Source organism: Nonomuraea helvata (genome assembly GCF_039535785.1).
Classification (GTDB): Bacteria; Actinomycetota; Actinomycetes; order Streptosporangiales; family Streptosporangiaceae; genus Nonomuraea; species Nonomuraea helvata.
Window position 1 is genome coordinate 627,257 of the sequence record NZ_BAAAXV010000012.1, and the last position, 16,117, is coordinate 643,373.

General features: G+C 70.9%; 14 protein-coding genes. 8 read left to right on the forward strand and 6 right to left on the reverse strand.

Annotation, left to right across the window (positions count from 1 at the left end; translation table 11 throughout):
• Window positions 1–207: 207 nt before the first annotated feature.
• A complete protein-coding gene (locus ABD830_RS53310; protein ID WP_345003301.1) occupies window positions 208–429 on the reverse strand; it encodes a hypothetical protein in 222 nt (73 codons plus the stop codon).
• Between ABD830_RS53310 and ABD830_RS54615 the strand changes: the two genes are divergently transcribed.
• The 4 genes from ABD830_RS54615 (at window position 325) to ABD830_RS53325 (ending at window position 4,164) form a co-directional block, all read left to right on the forward strand.
• Entirely contained in the window at window positions 325–852 is a 528-nt protein-coding gene (locus tag ABD830_RS54615; protein WP_378520875.1) for a hypothetical protein, read from the forward strand. The genes ABD830_RS53310 and ABD830_RS54615 overlap by 105 nt on opposite strands.
• A complete protein-coding gene (locus ABD830_RS53315) occupies window positions 752–2,149 on the forward strand; it encodes an alpha/beta fold hydrolase (RefSeq protein WP_345003302.1) in 1,398 nt (465 codons plus the stop codon). The genes ABD830_RS54615 and ABD830_RS53315 overlap by 101 nt, the downstream gene beginning before the upstream one ends.
• A gap of 193 nt (window positions 2,150–2,342) precedes the next feature.
• Complete coding sequence (locus tag ABD830_RS53320; RefSeq protein WP_345003303.1) at window positions 2,343–3,524, forward strand: sensor histidine kinase; 1,182 nt, start codon at window positions 2,343–2,345, stop codon at window positions 3,522–3,524.
• A 1-nt stretch (window position 3,525) separates the two neighbouring features.
• Window positions 3,526–4,164, forward strand: a complete 639-nt coding sequence (locus tag ABD830_RS53325) for a response regulator (RefSeq protein ID WP_345003304.1) — start codon at window positions 3,526–3,528, stop codon at window positions 4,162–4,164.
• A 65-nt stretch (window positions 4,165–4,229) separates the two neighbouring features.
• Here the strand turns inward: ABD830_RS53325 and ABD830_RS53330 are convergent, their stop codons facing one another.
• The 3 genes from ABD830_RS53330 to ABD830_RS53340 form a co-directional block, all read right to left on the reverse strand.
• Window positions 4,230–4,829 (reverse strand): TetR/AcrR family transcriptional regulator, encoded by a 600-nt coding sequence (locus ABD830_RS53330; protein ID WP_345003305.1) that lies wholly within the window; start codon window positions 4,827–4,829, stop codon window positions 4,230–4,232.
• A 67-nt stretch (window positions 4,830–4,896) separates the two neighbouring features.
• Window positions 4,897–7,227 (reverse strand): YhgE/Pip family protein, encoded by a 2,331-nt coding sequence (locus ABD830_RS53335; RefSeq protein ID WP_345003307.1) that lies wholly within the window; start codon window positions 7,225–7,227, stop codon window positions 4,897–4,899.
• Window positions 7,224–7,781 carry an ABC transporter ATP-binding protein gene (locus ABD830_RS53340; protein ID WP_345003308.1) on the reverse strand — a complete coding sequence of 186 codons (558 nt, stop codon included), beginning with the start codon at window positions 7,779–7,781 and terminating at the stop codon, window positions 7,224–7,226. Before ABD830_RS53340 ends, ABD830_RS53335 begins: the two co-directional genes overlap by 4 nt.
• Before the next feature lie 188 nt (window positions 7,782–7,969).
• On the opposite strand from ABD830_RS53340, the gene ABD830_RS53345 reads away from it, so the two are divergent.
• The gene (locus ABD830_RS53345; RefSeq protein WP_345003310.1) at window positions 7,970–8,158 is read left to right on the forward strand and encodes a hypothetical protein; all 189 of its coding nucleotides are present in this window, start codon (window positions 7,970–7,972) and stop codon (window positions 8,156–8,158) included.
• Between the two features lie 482 nt (window positions 8,159–8,640).
• On the opposite strand, the gene ABD830_RS53350 is transcribed toward ABD830_RS53345, so the two are convergent.
• A complete protein-coding gene (locus ABD830_RS53350) occupies window positions 8,641–9,669 on the reverse strand; it encodes an NAD-dependent epimerase/dehydratase family protein (protein WP_345003311.1) in 1,029 nt (342 codons plus the stop codon).
• Between the two features lie 87 nt (window positions 9,670–9,756).
• Here ABD830_RS53350 and ABD830_RS53355 point away from each other — a divergent pair, with 87 nt between their 5' ends.
• The 3 genes from ABD830_RS53355 (at window position 9,757) to ABD830_RS53365 (ending at window position 12,732) form a co-directional block, all read left to right on the forward strand.
• Complete coding sequence (locus tag ABD830_RS53355) at window positions 9,757–10,602, forward strand: hypothetical protein (protein ID WP_345003312.1); 846 nt, start codon at window positions 9,757–9,759, stop codon at window positions 10,600–10,602.
• Between the two features lie 706 nt (window positions 10,603–11,308).
• Window positions 11,309–12,304, forward strand: coding sequence for a LacI family DNA-binding transcriptional regulator (locus ABD830_RS53360; protein WP_345003314.1), 996 nt, complete (start codon window positions 11,309–11,311; stop codon window positions 12,302–12,304).
• 125 nt (window positions 12,305–12,429) lie between these two features.
• Window positions 12,430–12,732, forward strand: a complete 303-nt coding sequence (locus ABD830_RS53365) for a hypothetical protein (RefSeq protein WP_345003315.1) — start codon at window positions 12,430–12,432, stop codon at window positions 12,730–12,732.
• Between the two features lie 126 nt (window positions 12,733–12,858).
• Here ABD830_RS53365 and ABD830_RS53370 read toward each other — a convergent pair whose 3' ends face one another.
• The gene (locus ABD830_RS53370) at window positions 12,859–16,092 is read right to left on the reverse strand and encodes an ATP-binding protein (RefSeq protein ID WP_345003316.1); all 3,234 of its coding nucleotides are present in this window, start codon (window positions 16,090–16,092) and stop codon (window positions 12,859–12,861) included.
• Between the last annotated feature and the right edge of the window lie 25 nt (window positions 16,093–16,117).

The following is a 16,117-nucleotide window of genomic DNA, read 5'->3' on the forward strand; positions in this document are numbered from 1 at the left end:
ACCGGCTGAGGGCCGCTGCGGACGCCAGCGGTGAAGACATCACACGCCAGGCTTGACGGTGGACGTCTAGCGCCTCTGGAAGGCGTCTTGGCGGACGTGGTGTGACGGACGCAGCCTGGCGTCGCGCTCGTAAGGCGCCCTCAGGTGATTGCGGTCGATGAGGCGGGTCGGCCTAGCCGGAGCTCTGTTCACCGTGCAGGGTTCGGCTCAGCGATCACCGAGGCGCAGTGGGGCGCCAGCTTCGGAATCGCCGGCATTTGGTCCACGGTCGCCGGCCCGCGCGACAAGACGCTGTCCCTGCTGCCCTACTTCGCCGGGGTGCGCATCGCCGAAGTCGTCGGCCTCGACCTGGCCGACGTCCGTCTCTCGGCCCGTAAAGGCGAGTTGCGGATCTGCGGCAAGGGCCGCGATAGCGGCAAGATCCGCCATCTGCCCGTCCACTCCGACCTACGCCAGGCACTTCAGGACTGGCTCCACGCCCGCGCCGACTGGAATGGCGCCGGCACTACCGCGGTGTTCCTCAACCACCGCGGCGGCCGCATCGGCGGGAGATCGGCTGCTGACCGTACCCATGAGTCGCGAGAGGGGTGCCGGGCGGAGGCTCCGGATCGGTGGGCCATGCACATGGAGCGCCCGGTGCATGGAGACATGCAAGCCGGGGACGGCCTGGCTTTCCGAGCGACCGGTCGCGCCGGAAATGTCTATCGAAGGTGTGACGCATCCGTAGGCTGGTCCGCGACAGGCTCGGCACATGAACATCACACGCGCTCTGGCGGCGGCAGTCACGCTGGTGGCCTTCTGCCAGTCTGCCGCCACAGCCGCTGCCAGGGAAGGCACTCTGAGCTGGGCTGACTGCCCGGGAGGTGGCGGCGCCATGGGCATGCGCTGCGCCACAATGCGGGTTCCGGTGGACTGGTCGAAGCCCGGCGGCCGCACGATCGAGCTCAAGCTGGGCCTGCTGGCCGCCACCGGATCCCGCCCGGCCAAGGGGACGGTGCTGGCCAACTTCGGCGCGGGCGCACCGGGGATCGCCTACCTTCGCGACGTGCCAGGCGTGTCGACCGCGTTCACGCAGCTCCGGCAGAGCATGGACATCGTCACCTGGGACCCGCGCGGCTACACCAACGGCTACAGCACGCCCCTGCCCTGCCAGATCAAGAGCAAGACCGATCCCGAGCTGCCTGACGATCAGGCGGGATTCGACAGAATCGCGGCTGGCAACCGGGCGGACGCCGCCCCTTGCCACGATCCCGATCCCCAGCTGTTCGACAGCATCGGCTCGGTCACGCACGCCCGCGACATGGAGGCGATCAGACGCGCCCTCAGCGAGTCAAAGATCAATCTCTTCATGGGCTCGTACGGCGGCACCTTCGGGCAGGCGTACGCTCACCTGTTCCCGAAGCGCATCCGGACCATGGTCCTGGACGGGACAGGCAACATGAGCGATCCGGAAAAGGAGAACGCGGCCCGGGCGCGCGACAGCGAGCGGCGGCTGCGGCGATTCATCGCGTGGTGCGCGGACGAGCCCTCCTGCGTGCTGCGGGGCAAGGACGTACCGCGCCTGTGGCAGGATCTGGTGGCGCAGGCGGACCGTGCGCCGCTCCAGCCCGGCGGCTTCGACGGCGTCAAACTGCAGGACTACCTCGGACAAGCGCTGATCTCCCAAGGACCCGAGCGGTGGCCGGCCATCGCCGAGGCCATCGCCGCCGCCGGACGTGGCGACGCGTCCAAGTTCGCCGCCTTCCCCGCGCTCGGTGGACCGAGCCCGGACGTCATCGCGTGTCAGGACATGCCGCGACCTGCCAACTATGCCGCGCTGAAGGCTGTCATGAAGCGGCTGCGCGCCGTCGCGCCCAACACCGGGACGGGTGGCACGACGGTGACCAGACTTCGCTGCCTCGGCTATCCATCGCCGGTGACCTTCCCCACCGGGCCGCTGCCCGAGACCGTGCCGCCGCTGCTCGGCGCGGGCACCTGGGTTGACTTCCCGGGCACCGAGCGGGTCGTCCGCCAGGTACGGGGAAGCCGGACGATCTACCATGACGGGCCGGGCCACGAGATCTACCTCTCTGGCAACGCCTGCGTCACGGAGAAGGTGAACGCCTACTTCGTCGACAGGATCCTCCCTGCTCCCGGGACCGAATGCTGATGCCCAGGTTTGCCCTGGCAGGCGGGTGTGGCCCAGGGTGAGCTGCATGCCATTTGAGCACAGAGGCCGGCTCCGGACGTTCCGCATGCCTGCGGGCACCCGTCGCCTTCCGCAGCCCACCCGCCGGCCGGCGGACGGGAGCCGCCGCCCGCGAAGGTGGCGGCTTCTGCCGGTGATCCCAGGCATCCCGTCGATGGCTGCGGATGCCCTGCTGGCGCTCGCCTCCGCGATCGCCGTCTACGCGGCGGCGAGCTGGGAGCGGGCACTGTGGGACCTGAGCGGGGCGAGTGGAGGAGTCACCGCGCCGCCTGTGCCAGGTGGGCCGGGCGTGGGCATTCCCCTGGTGCTGGCCGCCTTCAGCGTGGGCGTGGCCGCGCCGCTGGCGCTGCGGCGCCGGTTCCCGGTGGGCGTGGCGCTCGTCTCGGTAGCGGTGGCACTGCTCGGCACGGGGGTGCCTGGATGGCCGGGGCGGCTGGTGGCGGCCGTCGCGCTCTGCTCGGCCACCTATCATCGGCCACGGCAAGCCCCTGTCCTGCTTCTCCTGTCCGTGGCATCGACCCTGACGCCGGTCTTGTTCGCCACCCCGCTCCCGGGCGGCGCCTGGCCGCCCGGCTTTCCCGTCCGGGTCAGCCCCACACCCTTGGCGCAGGGCGTGCTGATCGCCGTCGCGCCGATCGCTGTCGGATACGCGTTGCGCCTGCACCGGGAACGCGCCGAGCAACAGGTTCTGCTGCACCAGGCCCAGGCGGCCCGGGTCGTGGCCGAGGAACGGGCCTGGATCGCCAGGGAGATCCACGACGCCGTCGGCCACCACCTGACCGCGATCCGCATGCAGGCGAACGCCGCCCGCCACGTCCTGCCCGACGCGCCTCCACCGGCCGTACGCGCCCTCGGCACGGTGGCGGATCTGTCCGCCTCCGCGTTACGCGACGTACGCCTGCTCCTGGCGGCGTTGCGCGACGAACACCGGCCCACCGGCGTCACCCTCGCCGACGTACCCGCACTCGCCGACCGGCTGTCGGCCCCCGGCTGCCGCGTTCACGTCACGATCGACCGGCACGGAGCGGCCGGCACCCTACCCGCCCTGGTCGACCACGCCGGCTACCGCCTCGCCCAGGAAGCCCTGACCAACGCGGTGCGGCACGCCGCCGCGACCCGCGTGGACGTGCGGATCCACCAGGACCTGGACACCGTGACGATCATCGTCGAGGACGATGGCCAGGACCGCCCGCCGTCCAGCCGCCCTTTGGCCGGGAGCGGCCTGCGCGGCATGCGGGAACGCGCCCACCTGCTCGGCGGACGGCTCGACATCGGCCCCCGCCCCCCGCACGGCTGGCGCGTCGAGGCCGTCCTGCCCACCCACAGCGGAGGATGACATGACGATCCGGACACTGATCGCCGACGACCAGCCCGAGGTCCGCTCCGCGCTGCGGCTCGTCCTCGACGCCGAGCCGGACATCGAAGTGGTCGCCGAGGCGGGCGACGGATCCCAGGCCGTGCGCGCGGCGCACCGGCATCGACCCGACGTCGTCATCATGGACATCCGCATGCCGCTCATGGACGGCCTGGCCGCCATCGAAACCCTCACCGGCGCGGGTACCGTACCCACGATCATCGCCCTGACCACGTTCGACCTCGACGAGTACCTGTTCGGCGCGCTCCAAGCAGGAGCTGCCGGATTCCTGCTCAAGGACACAGACCCGCGCCTGCTGCTCGACGCCGTCCGCGCGGCCCACCAGGGCCACGGACTCATCGATCCCCAGGTGACCAGACGGCTGATCCACCGCTTCGCCGCCCTCAGCCCCAAACCGGTCACCCCGGCGTACGACCAACTCACCGCCCGCGAGCGGGAAGTGCTCCACCACCTGGCGCAAGGGCTCAGCAACGCCGAGATCGCCCGAGAACTCTGGATCGAGGAGGGCACGGTCAAGACGCACGTCAACCGCATCCTCGCCAAGCTCCGCCTGCGCACCCGCGTACACGCCGTGATCTACGCCCACCGGCATCGCCTCTGACCCCTGCATGCGGCCGAGCACGCGGCAGCGGCAACCACGTGACGGATCATCGTGGCTGAACGGGCCTACTTGATGCGGCCGTGCAGGAGTTCGACCAGTGTCGCGTGAGTCCGCTCGATCGGCCGGTCCGGATACAGGGCGCGACGCTCGATGGCAACCGTCAGGACCATGCCGAACACGGCCGTCGCCGCCGTCTCCACGTCCAGGTCGGCCCGGATCTCGCCGTTCGCGACGGCCCTGCGCAGCACGTTCGCGTAAACGCTGAGCGCGCTCTGGCGCAGCCGTGCCACCGCCTCCTGCCACACCGTGCGCCACATCTCGGCCAGCAGCACCCGCGCGAAGGCCCCGTGCTCCTCGAAGAACCTGAGCTGGCCGAGCACCACCGAGTCGAGCGCGTCCAGCGCGCTCTCCCCGGTGTCGGCGCCGGCCAGCGCCTCGGCGAGCTTGCTGATCGAGTGCTCCAGCAGCGCCTCGAACAGCCCCTCCTTGCTGCCGAAGTTGTAGAACACGGTGCCCTTGGCCACCCCGGCCCGCTCGGCGATGGCATCGACCGTGGTGGCCGCGTACCCCAGCTCGGCGATCAGCTCCACAGCCGACCTGAACACCTTCAGCCGTGTGTCCTGCCGGCTCCCGCGTCTGGCGATGCGCTCGCTCCCCTCGCTCACAGGCCCTCCTTCGTCAGGCCTGTGAGCGAAACGCTGCTGTGCCTATTGGTTCGCTCGCTCCGCTCGCTCACAGTGCCAGCTCCGGGTGCAAGCGCTTGACGGACCAGATGCGGCCACGCTCCACGGCGAGCGTGGTGAGCGCGAGCCCGAGTACGAGGAAAGCCGACAGCACGCCGCAAGCCTGCCACACCACGGTCGGATCGCCACCGCTGATCAGCCTGCGCAATGCCGACACCGTCCAGCTCATCGGCAGCCACGGCGAGATCGTCTGGAAGAACCCGGGCGACGTCTCGATCGGGTACGTCCCGGCGGCGGAGGTGAGCTGCAGCATCAGCAGCGCCAGCGCCACGACCCGCCCGGGCGGGCCGAGCAGCGCGTTCACCGCCTGCACGACCGCCATGGAAGCGGCCGCCGCGAGCAGCAGCAGCCCGATGACCCCGGCCCAGTGCGCGGCCTGCAGCCCGAGCCCGAAGCGCAGCACCGCCACCAGCACGCCCACCTGCGCCGCCCCGAGCGCCGCCCCCGGCAGCCAGCCCGCCAGTGCGATCCGCACCGCGCCCGTGGTGCCCGCCAGCCGCCGCTGGTTCAGCGGTTTCAGCACCATGTACGCGATCATCGCACCGACCCAGAGCGACAGCGGCAGGAAGAACGGCGCGAAGCCGGTGCCGTAGTTGGGCACCTCGTTGTCGACGGTCTTGGCCAGCCGGACCGGGTCGCTCATCACGTCCGCGCGGGCGTCGCGCTGCTCCTTGTCGTAGTCGGGTATCCGGGCGGCGCCGTCGCCGAGCCCGCCCGCCAGCTCCTTCGATCCCTCGGCGAGCTTGGTCACGCCCTTGTCCACCTGGCCCGCGCCGTCGTGGAGCCGATCCACGCCGGTGCGCAACTCGCTCGCGCCGTCGCTCAGCCTGACCAGCCCGCCGTTCAGCCGGCCGATACCGTCGGTGACCTGGCGGGAACCATCGGCCAGCGCGGTCGCGCCCTGGTAGAGCCGGTCCACGCCGGTAGCGGCCGCGCCGAGGCTCGCGTGCACCTTCGCGGTGCCGCCGGCCAGCTTGCCCAGGCCTGCGTCCAGGGCGTTGAGCTGGTCCCTGGCGTGGTCCAGCCTGGAGCCGAGCCCGGGCGCCGCGGCCGCGATCTCGCGAGCCTGCTTCGCCAGCTCCCGCGCCTGGTTCCTCAGGTCCGCGACGGCGTCGGCGTCGCTTCCCGTACCGCTGCCTGCGCTCGTCCGGGCGGCGTCCTTGGCTCGGTCCGCTTCAGCGGCGGCCCGTCGCGCGGCGGCTGCCGTGTTCCGCAGCAGTTCGCGCACCTGGGGGTCGGCGTCCGCGCCGAGGCGGTCGATCGCGGCCTGTGCCTGCGAGCTCGCCTCCCTGGCGCTGTCGGCCGCGCTGCTCGCCTGGGCGTTCGCCACGCGGACGCTGTCCGCACTCGTCGAAGCGGCGCCGGTCGGTCCGCCGCCGGCGGCGACCTTGTCGGCGGCGGCGGCGACCGCCTCGGCGGCCTCGGAGATCTTTGGGCCCCATTCGTCCAGGACGGGGACGTACGTGTCGGCGAGCTGGTTGATCGTGCGGGTCTGAGCGTGGACCTGCTGGTATGCCTGCCTCGCGCCGGAGCTGAGCGGAGCAGTTCCCTGCGTGTGGAGCTTGTTCAGGCCGTCGCGCAGTTGCCCGATCGCCTGCTGCGCCTGCGTGAGGCCCCGCGTGACCTGGGCCGAGCCGTCACGCAGTCGGACCGTGGCGGTGTTGGCGCTGCCCAGGCCGGCGGAGAGCCGCCGAGCGCCGTTCTCGGCCGTGCCCAGGCCGCTGCTGAGCCGGGAGACGCCGTCACCGAGTCGCACGGCGCCGTCGTGCAGCTTGTCCGCGCCGTCGGCGGCCTCCGTCGTCTTGTCGTGGATGTCGCCGATCGAGACGAAGACGTTGTCGAAGTAGTCGTGGATCGCCGTGCGCTCGGCCGCCGCCCGTACCTCGTTGAACACCGCGTCCGAGACGCTGCCCATGACGTAGCTGCGGCCCGTGTCCACGCGCAGCCCGAGCCGCGCCGGGCTCGGAGCGGCGTCATCGTCGGCGGGTGAGGCCAGCTTGGCGCTGAAATCGGCGGGCACGGTCAGCGACAGATAGAAGGTGCCGTCCGCGACCCCGTCGGCCGCTTCCCGCGCGGTGGCCTCGTGCCAGCCGAACACGTCGCGCTTCAGCAGCTCGGAGGCCAGGTCGCGGCCCGCGTGCAGGGTCTTCCCCGCGGCTTGGGCCGGTTGGTCCTCGACGACCAGCGCGACCGGCACACGTTCCAGATTGCCCTGCGGGTCCCAGAACGACCACAAATACAATCCCGCGTACAGGAGCGGCAGCAACACCACCGCCGCCAGCGCCGCCCGTGTCAGCCGCGACCGCAACAGGCCCTTCACGACAGCTCCACGAGCTGGTCGAAGCGGGCGGGCGGCGCCACGCAGGCGGCCACCACCGTCTGGTCCAGGTCGCGCAGCAGGTCCCACAGCGCCTGCTGCCGCTCGGCGGGCAGCCCCGCGTCCACGTTGTCAGCGACGATCACCTCCGGCTCGTCCAGCAGCGCGAGCGCGACGCCCAGCCGCACCTGCTGCTCCCGGTCCAGTTCCCGCGCCGGCACCCGCTCCTGGCCCGCCAGCCCGACCCGCTCCAGAACCTCCTGGTCCGGCCGGCGCCGCCGCTCCCCCAGGTGTTCCCCGGCCGTCAGCGACCGGTCCAGATCGGTCACGCCGTCGACCAGCGCCAGCGCCACGGCTTTGCGGATGGCGCGGCGCCTGACGTGCCCGGCGACGTTCAGAGTGCCTTTCGTGGGCTTCATCCGCCCGGCCAGCGTCAACAGCAGGCTCGTCCGCCCGCTTCCCGCCGAACCCGCGACCACCGTGAGCGTGCCGGCCCCGGCCTTCAACGAGACCTGCGGATACACGCCTTCGACCGCCAGCCCCTCCGCAATGATCAACTCGACTCCTCTATCTTTGTACTGACCAGTCAGTACAAAGATAGACCCAGGCAGAAGACCGCGCTCCAGGAGATGTGGTGGCATTCGTCACCTTCAAGCACAGGTGCAGGCCCGCCACGACGCCTCAGAGCGCGGTCGTTCCCCTCGCCTCGGGGCTATCGGTTCTCTACGTCCGGCGCATGCGGACGATGTCTGTTCCGTTCGGCGAGCTCACGACGTCGATGCGAACGCCGGCCGTCGCGTCCGTGAAGGACTGCGCCGGCTGGTGGGCGGCGTCGTCGAGCGGCGCGCAGCCGGACCCCGGCGTGGAGCCGGGCGTGGCGTCCAGGACGCGCAGGGGCCCGTTTCCGGTCGGCGTCGCGGAGTCGACCTTGTAGATCAGTACGCCGGAGGAGCACGCGGTGGAGTCGAGCCCTTCGGCCCTGCGCGATTCGGCGACATAAGCCGTCGTGGGACCGGTACGGACGACGGCCGGCTTGGTACCGCCCCGTGGGTCTCCCCCGCGAAGGCATAGAGATCGGGAAGCCCGAAGATGTGGCCGGTCTCGTGGTCGAGGACCTTGAAGCCCCAGCGCCCTCCAGTAGCCCCCCTGGGGATCACCGCGTAGCCGCATCAGGCCGCGCGGGCTTCATCACGCTGCTGCACGAGGCCGCCGTCGGCGACATCATCCGCGTCGCCGACCCCGCCCGCTCGTTCCGCATCGCGGCGCGCTTGCGCTGGCGGCCGGCCGGCGACGGTTTGGCGAGCTCGGCCAGGTAGCCGGACCGGTGCGGCGTTCAGCCGGCCGATCTCCTCGCCGTGGTGGGCGGCGCAGTTCTCGCGTCGCCCGTTCCGGACGGCCGGCCTCCGACTGGGGAGCTCAGTTGCCTTCGGACAGTCGGGCGTCCCATGCGGCCAGCACCTGCTGTTCCTTCTCGCCGGCGAGGCCGAGTGGCGGGGCGCCGGGCGCGGTGCGGACCTCACCGCCTGACCGCAGCCACTGCCAGGTGTCTCGGACGGAGTCGCCGAACGGGCGGGTGCGCAGTCCTGCTGCTTTCGCTGAAGCGCCGGACACGGCCCAGAAACCGGCGGTGTCCGGTACGTCCGGGATCCACAGGGGAAGCTCGGCCCATGGCAGCACCCCTTGCGATAGCAGGAAACCCTCATCCACCCACACAGGGTCGGCGTCCGAACCAGTTGCCTGCACACAGCCGCCGACCAGCCGGCCCATCGTGGTGTTCGGCCCGTCCGGGACGACATTGTGGATGCCGCCTGCCTGCGCCTCGACCTGGTCCAGGACGAAGGCCGAGAGATCACGCACGTCGATGAGTTGCAGGCCGCGCCCCGGGTCGCCGGGCGCGATCACCCGGCCGCCCTCGGCGATTCTGGTGAGCCACCACGGCAGCTGGCCCAGGTTGTCGTGCGGTCCCACGATCGACCCGGCGCGCGCGACCAGGCTGGCGTCAAGCCCGTAGGTCTGCTCGACCGCCAGTTCGCAGCCGCGTTTGTGAACGCGCAATTTCTCGAGGTCGGCAGGGTCGCCGTCCTGGTCCGGGACGCCAGGCCAGGTCGCGGCCGACTCGTCCAGCGAAGCAGTGTTCCAGGCCTGGTAGACGCCGGTGGTCGAGACGAACGCGTAGAAGGGGGCGCAGCCGGCCATTGCCTGTGCGGTGCGCAGGACGTGCGCCGGCACCTGGCCGCCCGGGTCGATGACCGCATCGAAGCTCCGCCCGGCGAGTACCTGGACACCCTCGTCTGTGGACCGGTCGCCGCGAAGCGCCTCGACGCCGTCGATGTCCTTGCCGGTCAGCCCGCGGTTGAAGGTCGTGATCTCGTGTCCCCGGCCGAGGGCGTCGCCCACGATGGTGCGTCCGACGAACGACGTTCCGCCAATGACCAGTAATCTCATGTTTCTACCTTCTGGTCGCCCGTTGACAACAGATGTTGTCGCCCGCATCATGGTGGTGTCGTAAACAAATGTTGTCAAGGGGTCGCCGTGCGAGACACGTCCGACGCGCAACGCGCCGATTTGACCACCGCCGTTGAGCAGCTTGCGTGGACCGCGGTGCGGGAAATGTTGCAGCTCAAACCGGATGCGGGGCCTGGCTCCGATGCGCCGGACGCGGACGTGCGGCAGATGTGGCTGGCCACGCTGACCTCATTGCTGGCGATCCGCGACAGCGCGGACCAACTTGCGGCGTCCGCCGCGCTGTCGGCGGCACAGTACGGCGCCGACTATCCCGCGATCGGGGACGCGGCCGGGATGACCAGGCAAGGCGCCCGGCGCAAGTGGCCGGGGCTGGCCGGGCTGAGTGATGAACGACAGCGCAAGCTCACCTGGTGGAAGCGCCGCGGAGACCAGTTCGCGCAGTGTGTCCGTGCCGTACTCATGGCATCAGAGGAGACATCAGAACAAGCGCCACGCCTAGCCGCCCTTCGCAACCGGCTCGACGAGATCGAGCAGACATCGCCGGCGCAACGCCTCGACGTCTTCGACATGGCGCTGGTGGACGCGCATGCGGTGGCGGTGGGTGCTCCCTCGCCTGTCGAGCGCACCGCGGCGCGTGCGAACGGGCTGCTCGCGGCGTTGACTGCTGACGCGTACGCGGCCGTGAACAGCCATTCGTCCCTGGTGATCCGCGAGGACCTCGCCTGCGGGACCGACGACTGCGCCTCGGAGCCGATTGTGGAACTCTGGCACCCTGACTTCGGTCACCAGCCCGTATCGGCCTGCCGTGAGCACGCCATAGAGGCTCTTGGGCAGCCGGACATCAGGATCGTGGCCGCTTGCCAGCCAGACGTCGCGCTCTCGGTGTTCGCCGAGGCGTACGGCGAAGGCTGACGAGGGCGGCGGTAAGTGCGCACGGGCCCAGGGTGCAGGGCTGCGGCGAACCCTCGCGGATGAGATCGTCGCGGCCCAGCACGAGCGGGCCGATCGCGCGCTTCAGCCCGGCCGGCGACCACACGAAGTGACCGCGGATCTGCCCGCACAGGCGAATGCAGATCACTCGATCAACGGTCTCTGCCAGTACTGACCCCCAGACCTTCGCCGCGCTCCCATCCACCCTCTCCAGAAGCCGACAACGCCGCCTGGTCCACCTCGCCCGAGCGACCGAACGCGGCACCCGTCGGTGGCGGCACGATCACGAGGCTGACTGCAGCCCCCGCTCCTGCGGTTTCGTACCTGAGCAGCCCTCGGATGAAACGAGCGCGTGGTGACTTCCTCAGCCGCCGATCGAAAGGTCACCGCACTGTTACGCGGGCCTTCCGAACCGCGCCTGCCCGTGCTCGGCGCTACTGCCGATCTGGCACGGGGCTTCAGGCGACCTGCGCCTGGCTCGAAGGATGAGACGTTTCGGACTGCTTCACTGAAAGACAATGTTCTACCGGCCCATGGAAGATGATGGATGGGATCCGCGCGCTCCCCCACTACCTGGCAGGACAGTGAGAGCACTGGGGCGCAGTCTCGCCTTGAGGTCGTGGACACAGGTTGCAGGGACGGGAATCAGCGCCGTGAACAACTCAAGCAACGAACCTAGGACGGCCAGATGGCGAAACGTGTGACGATCAACGATGTTGCCCAGGCCGCGGGGGTCTCCCGGCAGACTGTGACCCGGGCCATCAACGACATGGGAGAGATCAGCGAACAGACCAAGCAGCGCGTACTGGAAGCCTGCCAGCGGCTCGGATACCGGCCGAGCCGGTTCGCCCGCAATCTGGTCGTGCGGAAGAAGACCCGCGCGATGGGCTATCTGGTGGCCTCCTTCCGTAACCCGTACTTCACCGAGATCGCCGGCGACCTGCTCAGCACCGCCGCCGAGCGCGGCTGGCACGTGGTGATGGCCTCCACGGAGACGGAGGACGAGGCGAGCGCGCTCGACATGCTCTCCGGTCAGGTGGACTTGTTCATCGGGCACTTCGGCCAGGACGATGGCGACCTCGTCAAGGCCGGCCGTGGTCTCCCGCTCGTGATGCTCGAGCGGACCGGCTGCCTGCCCGGCATGCACTCCGTCGAAGTCGACATGCGCGAAGGCGTGCGCGAGGCGATCGAGGCCCTGCGGGGCGCGGGCGCGCGGCGCATCGGCATGATCGACTCCGCCTATTCCCTGCGCAACTCCCCCACCTACGTTCCCTCGCCGCGGTGCGGGTACTTCGCGGAGTTCGCCGGTCCCGAGTCGGCGAAGAGAATCGCGTTCGACGAGGAGTCCATGGCCGGCGGCGGCCAGGCGTTCGCCGAGCTCGTCCGCGCCCATCCGGACATGGACGCGGTGCTGGTCTTCAACGACCTCATGGCGATCGGCGCGGTGCAGGCCTCGCACGCCCTCGGCATCGACGTGCCCGGCCAGGTGCGGATCTGCGGCATCGACGGTCTCACCCTGGGCGAGGCCGTGCACCCGACGCTGACCACGGTCTCCATCGATCGCCACGCGCTGGTGACCAACGCCCTGGACATCGCCGACGCGCTGGCCGCCGCCGACTTCGCCGAACTGCCACCGATGCGGCGAACGGTGCGCCCGCGCATGCTGTGGCGCGAATCCGCCTGACGCACACTCATCAACAGGGCGTAGAAGTTGGCCTATGGTGACCCCGTCGGCGCGCTCGCCGAAGACTTTGACGACGAGACTTCTACGACGTCGGCCTGCCGCATTCCTTCGGCATCCCGTATTTCATGGAGACCGGTTTCTACGTCGGCCGCGGCGTCTATCGCGACGCCGCGCTGATCGTGGCCGAGCGCGCTCGCATCGCCTGGTACGGCACCTTCGTCACCACCCGACGCCTGCTGGACGGCGACGCCGTCATCGAGGTGGCCACTGAGCTGGCCAACGACGGCGGCGCGGACTTCGAGGGCGACCTGACCGCCGAGATCCACCTGACCGGCGAGCCGGTCCCGCGGTTGAGCCAGAGCGTGTCGGTGCCGGCGGGCCGGGGAAGGACACGACGGACACGGACGTCCTCCGGGCAGGCGATGTGACACATGATGTAGCCGGGTCGCCGTCGTGGCGGCAGACGCCGAGCTGGGCGGACACGGCCCCAAGGCCGCCCATGTGACAGATAATGCAGGTTCTGTGTCACAGATGTGCGGCGCCGTGGGCAGAGGCTAGGTGGTCGTTCGCGACCGGGCCTCGGCGGCCCAGTGGGGTGCGTTCCATTGGTCGGCGATGGTGGCGGCCTGGGTGAAGTGGGCGGCGGCCTCGTGGTCGCGGCCGAGGAGGACGGCCAGTTCACCGAGAGTGTGGGCGACCGGGCGCACCGCCACCGACAGGCTCGTGGCGCCCGCCGGGGGGCCGTTGCGATGCGGAAGCAGCGTCGCGTAGATCTCTTCGGCGGCGTCGCGGTCGTTCAAGGCGACGATGGCCATCGCGCGCAACGTTGTGAAGAAGGTGAAGAAGAAGTCGGGGCGGATCGGGCTGGGTGACGCGCGAACCTGGCGGGCTTCGGCGTCCAGGCCGTTGGCGTGGAGGGCGAGCGCGAGCAGGTCGGAGGTCATGGGGCCGAGCGCGGCGTGGAGGGCGCGAACGTCGTCCAGGTGCGCGCCGAGCGTGCCGTCGTTCAGCCAGATCGTGGCCAGGGCGAGTTGGAGAAAGCCCGTGGCGTGCAGCGATCCGGCGCGCCGCATGCCTTCGTCGGCCTTGATGTAAAGGAGTTCGGCGTCGGCGAATCGGCCTTCGATGAGCGCCAGGCTCGCCAGCACGATCTCGGCGGCGGCGATCGCCTCGCGCATTCGGTAGGTGCGCGCGAGTTCCAGGGCCTGGGTGATCACCTGGTGCGTGCTCACCGGGTCGTTGGCGGCGGCGACGACGGCGGCATAGTTGATCAGCCCGGTGACGCGGTAGACCGGCAGGTCGTGCTCGGTGCCGATCTCAACGAGTTCCCGGCAGAGCTCGGCGTCGCCGTGGACTTCGGCCAGGATCTGGAGCGCCGCGGCCCGCAGTCGGGGTCCGGTGGCGAGGTCGAGTGCCTCCTGCGCTGCCTCCAGAACGGTCGGGTCGTCCTCGCCGATCAGTTCGTTGGCGTACGCCGTCAGGAGCCGGGACCGCACCGAAGGGGTCAGTTCGCGCTTCAGCAGGCGCCTCAGGCGGTCGACGATGGGCCGGTCTACCGTGCCGTACGTACGGGCCTGCCAGAAGGTCGGCTCTGTCCACGCGGTGAATGCGGCGATCATCAGGTCGTCGCGGCCCAGGGACTCTGCGTACTCCACGGCTTCACGGCGCGTCTCGCGGGCGGCTGCGACGGCTCCCGCCCGGATCTGCGCGCGCAGCAGCCTGCCGAGCAGTTCGACGCGTTCGTCCGGTCCGGTCGAGTTGATGACGGCGTCGGTGAGGAGGTCGGCCGCCACGTCGTGGGCGTAGCGGGCCTCGGCACGCTCGGCGGCCTGGACGCAGTAGCCGACGGCCTTCGGTGAGCCGGCGCGCGCGTAGTGGTGGGCCAGCGCCGCGATGTCGTCGGTGCCTTCAAGAGCGGCGGCGATCCGGGCGTGCATCCGGGTAGCACGCAATCTGCTGACGTCGGCGATGAGCGTGTCCCTGACGAGGGCGTGGACGAAGCGGATGAGGCCTGGGCCGGGCTCGTCGAGGAGCCCGGCGATGACGCCCGCGTCCAGCGCGTCCATCACCCCGTCCTCGTCGGTGTCGGCGGCCTTTACCAGGACGTCCACGGAGCTTTCCCGGCCTGCGACCGCGGCCAGCCGGAGGACGGACACGCCTCCCTCGGGCAGCCGCGCGAGCCGTCGGCGCAGGACGTCCCGTACGCCTTCGGGGACCTCGGAGAGGGCGACCAGCGCGCCTTCACCGTTCAGCAGCCGGGCGCTTTCGCGCACGTAGAACGGGTTGCCGCCGGTGCGCTCGGCGATCCCTGCGATGGTCTCCTCGTCGGCCTCGCATTCGGCCCGTACGAGCTCCCCGACGGCCTCGTCGTTCAGCCCCGGCAGCGCCAGGCGCAGGGGCGTGGCGCGCGCGAGGGAGGCCAGCGTTTCGGTGAGGTGCCCGCTCTCGTCCGCGCGGTACGCGGCGACGACCAGGATCGGGGCCCGCATGCCGAGGCCGCCGCCGAGCAGTTCCAGCGTGGCGGCGTCCGCCCAGTGCAGGTCGTCCAGCACGACGGCGACCGGGCGTTCCGTGGCGACCGCCGCGAGCCACTTCCACACGGCTTGGCGCAGGCGGAACCGTCCAGCGGTGGCGTCGGCGTTCACCGGCCCGGTGTCGGTGAGCAGCGGCGCGAGGTCGTCCGCGAACTCGCCCGGGGACCTGGACGCGGCGACGGCTCTCAGCGCCTCAGTCCAGGCCCACGCGGGCGGCGCGCTGTCGACCTCGGGGCAGCGGCCGGTGACGACCAGCCACCCGTCACGTTCGAGCCGCCTGCCGAGGTGTTCCAGCAGCGCCGACTTGCCGAGCCCGGCCTCGCCGGTGACAAGGGCGATACGGGCTCCGTCGGTGGCAGCCCCGGTGGCGGCCGTGACCAGTGCCGACAGCTGTGCCTCGCGTCCGACGAACGGCGCCTCGACGGTCGGAGCCACCCCCGGGAGAGGGGCCACCTGCGGCAGCGGGGCGGTCAGCGGGGGCGGGGGCACGGTCGCGCGTAGGACGTCTGTGCGCTGGGTGAGGATCGCCTCCTCCAACGCCGTCAGGTCCGGGCCAGGGTCGAGCCCGAGCTCCTCGGCGAGGATGCCGCGGGCGCGGCGGAGCGTCGCCAGCGCGTCGGCTTGGCGGCCGCTGCTCCACAGTGCCAGGGCGTGCAGCCGCCAGCCTTCCTCGCGGAGGGGCTCGTCGCGGGTGAGCCGCTCGGCCTCGGGAACCACCGCAACGGGGTCGCCGATGCGCAGACCCGCCGCGACGTGCAGCTCGGTGGCAACCAGGCGCAACTCGTTCAGCCGGGCCGTCTCGGCGGCGGCCCACGGCTCGTCGGCGACCTCGGCGAACGCCGGTCCCTGCCACAGCCCCAACGCCTCGGCGAGCCGAGCCTGGACGGCGCGCGGGTCCGTGACCATACGCGCTTGGCCCAGCAGGCCCTCGAACCGCCACGCGTCCACCGCCTCCGGTGGCAGCCGCAGCGCATAACCGGGCGACGCGCTCACCAGCAGCCGGGCCGGCGTGCGTGGCGGACGTCCGGGCTCCAGCAACCGACGCAGGTTGGACACGTACGCCTGCAGGGACATCAGCGCCCGCGCGGGCGGCTCCCCGTGCCACAGATCCTCGATCATCCGGTCGACCGGCACGACCTGCCCACGCGCCGCCACCAGCAACGCCAGCACGCCCCGCTGCCGCGGCCCGCCCAAGGGAACGGGCTCGCCGCCGACCTCGGCCACGAAAGAGCCCAGCACCCGGATGAAGACCATGATCCGCACATCTTACGTGGACGTT

Coding starts and splice junctions, on each gene's coding strand:
- ABD830_RS53365 (WP_345003315.1), top strand. CDS start 12,430: ATGGAGACCGGTTTCTACGTCGGCCGCGGCGTCTATCGCGACGCCGCG.
- ABD830_RS53310 (WP_345003301.1), bottom strand. CDS start 429: ATGGCGGATCTTGCCGCTATCGCGGCCCTTGCCGCAGATCCGCAACTC.
- ABD830_RS53320 (WP_345003303.1), top strand. CDS start 2,343: ATGGCTGCGGATGCCCTGCTGGCGCTCGCCTCCGCGATCGCCGTCTAC.
- ABD830_RS53360 (WP_345003314.1), top strand. CDS start 11,309: ATGGCGAAACGTGTGACGATCAACGATGTTGCCCAGGCCGCGGGGGTC.
- ABD830_RS53350 (WP_345003311.1), bottom strand. CDS start 9,669: ATGAGATTACTGGTCATTGGCGGAACGTCGTTCGTCGGACGCACCATC.
- ABD830_RS53370 (WP_345003316.1), bottom strand. CDS start 16,092: ATGGTCTTCATCCGGGTGCTGGGCTCTTTCGTGGCCGAGGTCGGCGGC.
- ABD830_RS53325 (WP_345003304.1), top strand. CDS start 3,526: ATGACGATCCGGACACTGATCGCCGACGACCAGCCCGAGGTCCGCTCC.
- ABD830_RS53315 (WP_345003302.1), top strand. CDS start 752: ATGAACATCACACGCGCTCTGGCGGCGGCAGTCACGCTGGTGGCCTTC.
- ABD830_RS53345 (WP_345003310.1), top strand. CDS start 7,970: ATGTCTGTTCCGTTCGGCGAGCTCACGACGTCGATGCGAACGCCGGCC.